Source organism: Herminiimonas sp. KBW02 (genome assembly GCF_003852535.1).
GTDB lineage: Bacteria > Pseudomonadota > Gammaproteobacteria > Burkholderiales > Burkholderiaceae_D > Oxalicibacterium.
Genome location: NZ_QAJP01000008.1, coordinates 516,454 through 524,270 on the forward strand (window position 1 = coordinate 516,454; position 7,817 = coordinate 524,270).

The following is a 7,817-nucleotide window of genomic DNA, read 5'->3' on the forward strand; positions in this document are numbered from 1 at the left end:
AAACCCTGCCATCCCTATACAACCGTATGCGTGAGTTGATGCACCAGCCAGCTCGCAGCCAACATATCCGCAGCGCCGCCAGGCGACAGATTCCGCCCTACAAATAAACGATGGCAGGCCAGCGCCGTCACGCGCCATTCCGGATGCCCGGTGCCGCCCAATTGTATGAAATCCTGTGCGGCCAGCCTGACCAGTGCAGCACCGACTGTACCGCCACGATGATAAATATTGGAATCCGTCATCTGCGCCATCAAGGCAAACAAGGCATCAACTTGCGCATCCGATGCATCACGTCCCTGCGCCAATGACAGCCGCAGTTGCGGCAGGCCGATTTCAAAGACGGCAGGAAAGGCTTGCGCCCCTTCTGTCCGTGCGCCACTGACCGCATATAAATGAGCGACCCGTATGCCATTAGAGAGTTTGGCAACGGAAGGACTGGCATGATCAAACAAGGCTGCCCCCCACTGCTGACGTATCACTTGCCGCAAACGATCCGGGGTAAGAGGTAAGGCGTGCGCATGACTGTAACCAGCCGCTGCACACAATAACCCGAGCGAAAAAATCGCACCTCTATGCGTATTGATGCCACCAGTCGCTGCCAGCATGCGCCGTTCCGCCCGCAAGCCCAGGTCCTTCAGGCCATCGAAGGTCGCGGACTCGCTACCAGCCTGCGCCATATGCCTGAAATAATGTCGCAAGGAAAACAGACTGCGCATGAATAAGTCCGCATCCATATCGCTGTGGCTGCCATTGTCTACCGGCGATACCAGACCCGGCTTCGGATACAGCACGAGTTCTGCATGCAGGCTGCGCACTGCGTATATCGCCGTCTGCAAACATAAACTGCGCAGTGATGAACTGACGGATACATCTATCAGCGCAGCGGAGCCGCAGACCCCTGATCTTGGTAAAACTGCGTGTTTCACGATAGCTCTTCCAGTCCGGACAATAAAGCCGATACATCCAGCAGACTCACGGTACGCATGCTTTTCACCATGACTTTTACCTTATCCGGGCTATTGACCGCTGCTACCCATTCCTTCCATGCCACCGCATGCCCGGAAGGAAAAACGATTTCACCATCCAGCGGCAAGCTTTGCGCATAGTGCTGGAGCAGGTGTAAGCCCTGCTGTAGTTGTACATGCGTCGCCGGATAAAACAGTACGTCGATATCGGAAGTCCTGGTCATGTACGGCAAACCCGTCATCGCTTGCAAGGACAGTGAGCCATACACACGGAATTCCAGTTGCGCCGCAATCAAGTCATGCGACAAGGCAGTAAAAGCTGCTTGCCAGATGGCAGGCAAGGCACTCGCTGCATGCGCAAGAAGCAGGGGCGCTTCATGACGCGCAATATCGCCCGGGTGAACCGACAAGGGTATGCGGATTTTCCTGCCACCGTTCGCTGGCGGTGGCAGTGCCAGTCCCACGGCAATGGTCTCAACCTCATACCCGACGTCGCTGCGACGTACTACCAGCGGCCAGTCATTCTCTGCCCAGCGTTGCAAATCCGGCAGATGCGCTTTATCCACTGCAGCACACGCATGCTGCCAGCCTGTGCTGCTCAGCCAGATGCGGTTATGACGGCAAAACATCGCGCTCCCCCAGTACAAACTGGGTGACCGGCAATGACATCTTGCGTCCGCCTCGTTCCAGACCGCGTGCGCTGCGATGATCCTGGCTATCGGCCTGCTGCAAGGCACGCGCGAGACAAGACTCCAGATCACCCTGCCAGATGGCTTCCACACCGCCCATGTTGAGGTAATTTTCTGCGCCCGGCGCAAACACCGGATTGGCTACCGCGAGTTCAGTCAGACGTTCCAGCGGCACCTTGGTAATGCGTGCCATTGCCGCCAGGCCCATCACGCGTATCTCTGCTTCAGGCAGCGCATAGCACGCATCCGCCATCAGGCCGCTGGTGATAAATCCGCCCGACAGCGCCTGGTCATACACCAGCCCTATCACTTTGTGACCACGCCTGCGCGCGACATCTATGCACTTGCCCAGATGCGCCATATAACGATTGATGCCCAGCATTTCATCGCGATAACGCAGGCGCTGACCTTGGGTATCCACCAGGATGACCAAAGGGCGTCCCGGGAAGTTGCGCATAGTATCGAGGATGGCATTAGCCTGAGCCAAAGCGATCTCCACACCGATAGGTGTATGTCCGGTAGTGCCTATGACCGCCACCGTCTGCTCACCTACTCTGGCCGTCCCGCGCAAGAAGTAATCATGTTCAACAATGTCGTGCCCTTGCGGGAATAATTGCGCTGCGAGTGTCTGCCATTTCATTGTTGCTCTCCCGCGCGCTTGCCTGCAACTTCCTGCATGAAAGCTTGCGCTTCCAGCATCGGCAGAATCTCAGGTTTAGCTACACCCAGACGGGACCAGATATCCATCGGTTCAGAGAAATTGCCAAAGTCTTGCAGGCGATGGCTCAGCAAGCTGTGCTCGGATTCGAGATCTTCCAGCGTCAACTCTGCCAGAGTTGTTTGATAGCGCAGCAAGGCATCCAGTGCCGCCTGGCGGAAAGCGGCGATATCGTCCGGCAGGACCGCGCTGCAATCGCCCAGCAGATATCTATGCTTGCCGCCGGTGGTGCGCCATACCAAAGCGCGATCACGTGAATCAAACTCTTCCACGCCGTGCGTGGTTTCTATTACTTCCGGCCCCGACATCGCCAGACGGCCTTCTTCCGACATCAATATCTCATTCGCACAGCAAGCGACTATACCCATGCCGCCGAAGCAACCATTCGCACCGCCGACCAGCACGATCACCGGAATATTCGCAGCACGTGTATCCAGCACAGCGCGCATCACTTCGGAGACGGCGATCAAACCGGCATTCGCTTCATGCAAACGTACGCCACCGGTTTCCAGCAACAGGATCACACCATCCACACGCTCAGCAACGGCACGCTTCAGCAGGCCGACCAGTTTGGCGCCATGCACCTCGCCCACGGCACCGCCCATGAAACCACCTTCCTGCGCTGCTGCCAGCACTTTGCGTCCCTGCAAAGTGCCGCACCCGATCACGATGCCGTCATCAAATGAGGCTGGCGTATCCAGTTGCGCCAGATGCGGACTGACGACAAGCAGGCTGGGCGGCAGGAATTCTTCAAACGACGACGCATCCAGCAAGGCATGCATGCGCTGACGTGCATTCGCTTCCAGGTAACTGATCATGCCTGCACTCCCATTACCGATTCCACCGCCTGATCCAGACGCAGGCTGACTACTGCGGGCGTGGCGCCGGCATCGTTGATCAGAATGCGTACATCCTGCAACGACCAGCGTGCGTCGAAGTCAGAAATCACTGCCTGCCAGATCGCACCGAAACCGACCGCTGCGGTTTTGATTTCAACTTCACAGCCGCCGTTCAGGTCCGCGGATGCGATCAATACTTCCAGATTGCCCGAGCTGACGACACCCACCATATTGGCTTGTGCAGCCAGACGCTGGCGACCCTTTTCAAAACGAAAATTCAAAGTTTCCATATCCCGTCCTACCAGTTTCTGAAACGCTTGGGTGGTGTGTACAAGCCACCGGATGCACGTACCAGGTCTTTCATATTCTTGGCCGCGAGCAAATCACGGGTCGCCATGCGCTTGTCTATGCCCATATCTTCTGCACGCAGGATCACACCGCGGTCACGCAGGTTTTCCACCATCTTGCGATCACGCGCCATGCCGACTGCGGTATAGCCGGCAACGCCACGTATCGCCTGTTCGCGCTCTTCTTCGCTACGGCACAACAGCAGATTGGCGATACCCTCTTCGGTCAGGATGTGCGTGACATCGTCACCGTAAATCATGACCGGTGGAATATCCAGCTTGGCTTGTTCAGCCAGCTGCCAGGCATCCAGTTCTTCGACGAATGCCGGTTGCATATGCTCGCGGAAGGTTTCGACCATTTGCACCACCAGCTTTTGTCCACGCGGCATTTTCTTCTTGCCTTGCTGCGCTTGCTGTCCAGCCTTCAGCCAGGCCGGACTGGAATGACGTCGGCCACGCGCATCGGAACCCATATTCGGCGCGCCACCAAAACCGGCAATGCGTCCCAGCGTCGCAGTCGATGAATTACCCTGCAAATCTATCTGCAAGGTAGAGCCGATAAACATATCGCACGCATAGTGTCCGGCCACCTGGCACATCGCACGATTGCTGCGCATCGAACCATCACGCCCGACAAAAAACACATCCGGGCGCGATTCGATGTAACGCTCCATACCCAGCTCGGAACCAAAGGAATGCACCGATTCGACAAAGCCTGCTTCGATTGCAGGAATCAAAGCCGGGTGCGGATTCAACGCCCAGTGACGTCCTATCTTGCCGCGCAATCCCAGCGATTCGGCATAAGTCGGCAAGATCAGTTCGATCGCTGCAGTATCGAAACCGATGCCGTGATTGATACGTTCTACACCGTACTCGGCATAGATGCCCTTGATCGCCATCATTGCCATCAAAACCTGCACTTCGGAGATCAGTGCCGGATCACGTGTGAACAAAGGTTCGATGTAATGTGGTGTTGGCGCCTGCACGACGAAATCCACCCAGTCTGCAGGTACGTCGACACGTGGCAGCACATCAACGATTTCATTGACTTGTGCGATCACGATGCCGTTTTTGAACGCCGTTGCTTCGACGATGGCTGGCGTGTCTTCAGTGTTCGGCCCGGTATATAAATTCCCGTGCATGTCCGCGGCCTGCGCAGCGATCAAGGCCACCCGCGGCGTCAGGTCAATGAAGTAGCGACCGAATAATTCCAGATAGGTATGGATTGCACCGATATTGATTTTCCCGGCAGCCACCAGACGCGCGAGTTGCGCGCCTTGTGGCCCGGAGAAAGAAAAATCCAGCTTGGAAGCGATGCCCTTCTCGAACAGATCCAGATGTTCGGGTAAGGCCAGCACCGACTGCAACATGTGCAGATCATGCACTTGCGCCGGATCCAGCTGGCACAAGGCAGTTGCGAGGAAATCGGCCTGTTTCTGGTTATTGCCTTCGAGGCAGACGCGGTCACCGGATTCGATCACGCTATGCAGCAACTCGACCATGCGCTCGGCCGGTACCAGCTTGCCGCTGAGCGCGGCTCCCAGTTTTCCGGCAGCCCTTGTCAGTCGCGCATCGCGGTTCTTCTGGCGATGATCCCACTCGCGCTTACTACCTTGCATTTACTTTTCTCCCATTAAGATATCTGGCAATGCTGTTGCTGTTTCCTGGAACAGGCATAGCAGGATCATCGCAGCAGCTATTGCTACTTTTTGCGTCCATATAGACAGACCTGTGATGTGATGCCATGCCTCTCCCGTAGTTACAATGGAGATATTTTTCAACTAAATGTTTTTTATGGTTTATCCTTGTATACAAGATCGTACGATATGCATACATTGTCAAGCGTAAAATTGTACTCAAAACCACAAGATTAAATTGTGAGATACACAGAAAACATGACCGACACCACTCAAACGCGATCAGAAACCTTGCGTGAGCAAATAGAGGAAATGATTGCCGTCGGGACACTCAAACCCGGGCAACATCTCGATGAAACCGTGCTGGCCGAGAAATTCGGCGTATCCCGCACACCTATACGCGAAGCCCTGATTCAGCTGGCTTCGATGGGCATCATCGTAATCCGGCCACGTCGTGGTGCCATCGTGGCCGAGATAGGGCCGCAGCAACTGATAGAAATGTTTGAAGTCATGGCCGAACTGGAAGCCATGTGCGCACGCCTGGCCGCCCGTCGGATGAGCCCGGCGGAACATGCCGTATTGAAAGCGACCCACCTGGCCTGCAGGGAAGCCCGGGACGAAGCCGATTCCGACGCCTACTTTTACAAGAATGAAGAATTCCACCAGCAGATTTATATAGGCAGCAAAAATTCCTTCCTGGAAGAACAGGCGCGCGTGCTGCAACGCCGCCTGCGTCCTTATCGCCGTCTGCAACTGCGCGTACGCAACCGCGTCACCGCGTCCTTCGACGAACATGGTGCGGTAGTCGACGCCATCATCGAAGGCAAAGGTGAGCTCGCAGCCGAACTGCTGCGCCAGCACATCATGATCCAGGGTCAACGTTTCAGCGACCTGATCGCATCCCTCGCTGAACTGACCAGCGAAGCCTGATACCTGCAAAGCCGGACACATATACAATATGCGTCCGGCCAGGGAAACTTGCATCGCCTGCAAGCACGCACAGCCATTCGCCACTGCGCACTCCCCTCACCATCCCGTTGTTAACTTCTGACTACTCGTGTACCCATGCGCCTACGTACTGCTTCTCGCCTGCTGATTACCGATCCTGATGATCGCGTCCTGCTGTTCTTCTTTGAACATAAGAAAGGTGCTTTGGCCGGACAAAGTTACTGGGCCACACCTGGTGGCGGCGTCGAAGGCGAAGAAAGCTTTGAAGAAGCAGCCATACGGGAGTTATGGGAAGAGACCGGAATACAGGTAACGGAAGTCGGTCCGCAGATTGCGCAACGCCAGTTGATACTGCAAATGCCCGATGGCGAATACGTGAATGAAGACGAGCGCTACTTCCGTATCCGTGTCACTGACACTCAATTATCAAAAAGCGGCTGGAGCGCGAATGAAGTCGAGTGCATGACGGCACACCACTGGTGGTCGCAGAGTGAGCTCGAACAAACCACAGAACAGGTATGGCCGGAAAACCTGATTGCTATGCTGCAGACCAGCAGCACCACAGATGCATAAGCTGAACATCCGCGCGGCACGATCTGATGACATAGACCGCATCATGGAACTGGAAGACGGCGGCTTCCATCAACGCATACAGGAAGACAAAAGTGTGATGCTGGAACGCATGCGCCACTTCCCTGCCGGCTTCCTGGTATTGGCGAATGACTGCGATGTAGCAACCGGCTACCTGTGCTCGGAGCTCTGGGACAACGATGCTACTTTGCAGGAAGCCGCCTTTGCGCTCGGTCATGACATCAAAGACACCCATCGCGCCGATGGCAGCCAGCTCTATATTTCATCGATGACTGTCGCGCGCGAATACCGTGGCAGCGGACTGGGCAAGAAATTCTTCCAGCAATCCGTGCACATGTTGCGCGCCCAACTCACGCATTTGCGCGGCTCCATCCTGCTACTGAGTGCAGAGTGGACGGGTGCGCACAAGATATATCAAGACAGCGGCTACACCGAAATCGCACGCCTGAAAAACTTCTTCGCCACTAGCGCAACGCATGACGCCGACGCCATCATCATGCAAACGCAATTCAGTAAAAAGCGCTAATACAGAAAGCACACTATGTACGCATTATTCGCGTGGGAAAACGGTCAGCAAAAAGGCGGCATCGGCGACTTGCTGACCATGGGTTCAGTGGATGAATGCCAAAAGACTTTCCAAACATTCGTCAGCGCGCTCAGCCATCCCGCGACAGGCGAAATCATCGACATGTACACGCTCAAAATCGTACTACGTGCCAGCCTCATCGCGAGCAAAGATGCGCGTCTGCCGGACTGGGTTGCGCCTAGTGGGTGGCTGATTGAATGGGTCAAACCGCAGGCCGGGATTAAATAAAAGAAGCTGCCTCAGGCAGTGCATGCCCACATTTGAGCATGAAATGAAATCTTTTATTTTTCAATGACATAAGTGACTTGCTCTGAGGTTATCCACAAGCCTGTGCACAAAAAACGGGGATAACTTTAGTAGTTATGCACAGTGCTGGTAACGGCAATGTTTCGGTCTGAGGGACTGATACTTTTCTCTATCCGTAGAGAGGTGCGTTGTCGGGGGTAGCCCGACAGCTACTTACTTTTCTTGCTTCGCTGTATAGATTCATGACATAG

At 55.2% G+C, this 7,817-nt stretch carries 10 protein-coding genes; 4 read left to right on the top strand and 6 right to left on the bottom strand.

Annotated elements, in window-relative coordinates; all coding sequences use genetic code 11:
- Positions 1 to 14: 14 nt before the first annotated feature.
- From mdcB to mdcA, 6 genes are read right to left on the bottom strand one after another with little or no spacing between them, the layout of a single operon-like run.
- Entirely contained in the window at positions 15 to 926 is a 912-nt protein-coding gene (gene mdcB, locus DBR37_RS15695; RefSeq protein WP_124575395.1) for a triphosphoribosyl-dephospho-CoA synthase MdcB, read from the bottom strand.
- Positions 923 to 1,594, bottom strand: coding sequence for a malonate decarboxylase holo-[acyl-carrier-protein] synthase (gene mdcG / locus DBR37_RS15700; protein ID WP_124575396.1), 672 nt, complete (start codon positions 1,592 to 1,594; stop codon positions 923 to 925). The genes mdcB and mdcG overlap by 4 nt, the downstream gene beginning before the upstream one ends.
- On the bottom strand, positions 1,578 to 2,294 hold the full coding sequence (locus DBR37_RS15705; protein WP_124575397.1) for a biotin-independent malonate decarboxylase subunit gamma: 717 nt from the start codon (positions 2,292 to 2,294) through the stop codon (positions 1,578 to 1,580). Before DBR37_RS15705 ends, mdcG begins: the two co-directional genes overlap by 17 nt.
- Entirely contained in the window at positions 2,291 to 3,190 is a 900-nt protein-coding gene (locus DBR37_RS15710; protein WP_124575398.1) for a biotin-independent malonate decarboxylase subunit beta, read from the bottom strand. Before DBR37_RS15710 ends, DBR37_RS15705 begins: the two co-directional genes overlap by 4 nt.
- Positions 3,187 to 3,501 (bottom strand): malonate decarboxylase acyl carrier protein, encoded by a 315-nt coding sequence (gene mdcC / locus DBR37_RS15715; RefSeq protein WP_124575399.1) that lies wholly within the window; start codon positions 3,499 to 3,501, stop codon positions 3,187 to 3,189. The genes DBR37_RS15710 and mdcC overlap by 4 nt, the downstream gene beginning before the upstream one ends.
- 8 nt (positions 3,502 to 3,509) lie before the next feature.
- Positions 3,510 to 5,177, bottom strand: coding sequence for a malonate decarboxylase subunit alpha (gene mdcA / locus DBR37_RS15720; RefSeq protein ID WP_124575400.1), 1,668 nt, complete (start codon positions 5,175 to 5,177; stop codon positions 3,510 to 3,512).
- A gap of 276 nt (positions 5,178 to 5,453) precedes the next feature.
- On the opposite strand from mdcA, the gene DBR37_RS15725 reads away from it, so the two are divergent.
- The 4 genes from DBR37_RS15725 to DBR37_RS15740 all read left to right on the top strand — a co-directional run bounded on the left by DBR37_RS15725 (position 5,454) and on the right by DBR37_RS15740 (position 7,548).
- On the top strand, positions 5,454 to 6,125 hold the full coding sequence (locus DBR37_RS15725; RefSeq protein WP_124575401.1) for a GntR family transcriptional regulator: 672 nt from the start codon (positions 5,454 to 5,456) through the stop codon (positions 6,123 to 6,125).
- 135 nt (positions 6,126 to 6,260) lie between these two features.
- On the top strand, positions 6,261 to 6,716 hold the full coding sequence (locus DBR37_RS15730; RefSeq protein WP_124575402.1) for an NUDIX hydrolase: 456 nt from the start codon (positions 6,261 to 6,263) through the stop codon (positions 6,714 to 6,716).
- On the top strand, positions 6,709 to 7,260 hold the full coding sequence (locus DBR37_RS15735; protein WP_124575403.1) for a GNAT family N-acetyltransferase: 552 nt from the start codon (positions 6,709 to 6,711) through the stop codon (positions 7,258 to 7,260). The genes DBR37_RS15730 and DBR37_RS15735 overlap by 8 nt, the downstream gene beginning before the upstream one ends.
- A 15-nt stretch (positions 7,261 to 7,275) precedes the next feature.
- Positions 7,276 to 7,548 carry a hypothetical protein gene (locus tag DBR37_RS15740; RefSeq protein ID WP_124575404.1) on the top strand — a complete coding sequence of 91 codons (273 nt, stop codon included), beginning with the start codon at positions 7,276 to 7,278 and terminating at the stop codon, positions 7,546 to 7,548.
- The last annotated feature ends 269 nt before the right edge of the window (positions 7,549 to 7,817 follow it).

Bases quoted from the DNA above. Each gene is read 5' to 3' on its own strand.
- mdcG (WP_124575396.1), bottom strand. From the start codon at position 1,594: ATGTTTTGCCGTCATAACCGCATCTGGCTGAGCAGCACAGGCTGGCAG.
- DBR37_RS15705 (WP_124575397.1), bottom strand. From the start codon at position 2,294: ATGAAATGGCAGACACTCGCAGCGCAATTATTCCCGCAAGGGCACGAC.
- DBR37_RS15710 (WP_124575398.1), bottom strand. From the start codon at position 3,190: ATGATCAGTTACCTGGAAGCGAATGCACGTCAGCGCATGCATGCCTTG.
- mdcC (WP_124575399.1), bottom strand. From the start codon at position 3,501: ATGGAAACTTTGAATTTTCGTTTTGAAAAGGGTCGCCAGCGTCTGGCT.
- mdcA (WP_124575400.1), bottom strand. From the start codon at position 5,177: ATGCAAGGTAGTAAGCGCGAGTGGGATCATCGCCAGAAGAACCGCGAT.
- DBR37_RS15725 (WP_124575401.1), top strand. From the start codon at position 5,454: ATGACCGACACCACTCAAACGCGATCAGAAACCTTGCGTGAGCAAATA.
- DBR37_RS15730 (WP_124575402.1), top strand. From the start codon at position 6,261: ATGCGCCTACGTACTGCTTCTCGCCTGCTGATTACCGATCCTGATGAT.
- DBR37_RS15735 (WP_124575403.1), top strand. From the start codon at position 6,709: ATGCATAAGCTGAACATCCGCGCGGCACGATCTGATGACATAGACCGC.
- DBR37_RS15740 (WP_124575404.1), top strand. From the start codon at position 7,276: ATGTACGCATTATTCGCGTGGGAAAACGGTCAGCAAAAAGGCGGCATC.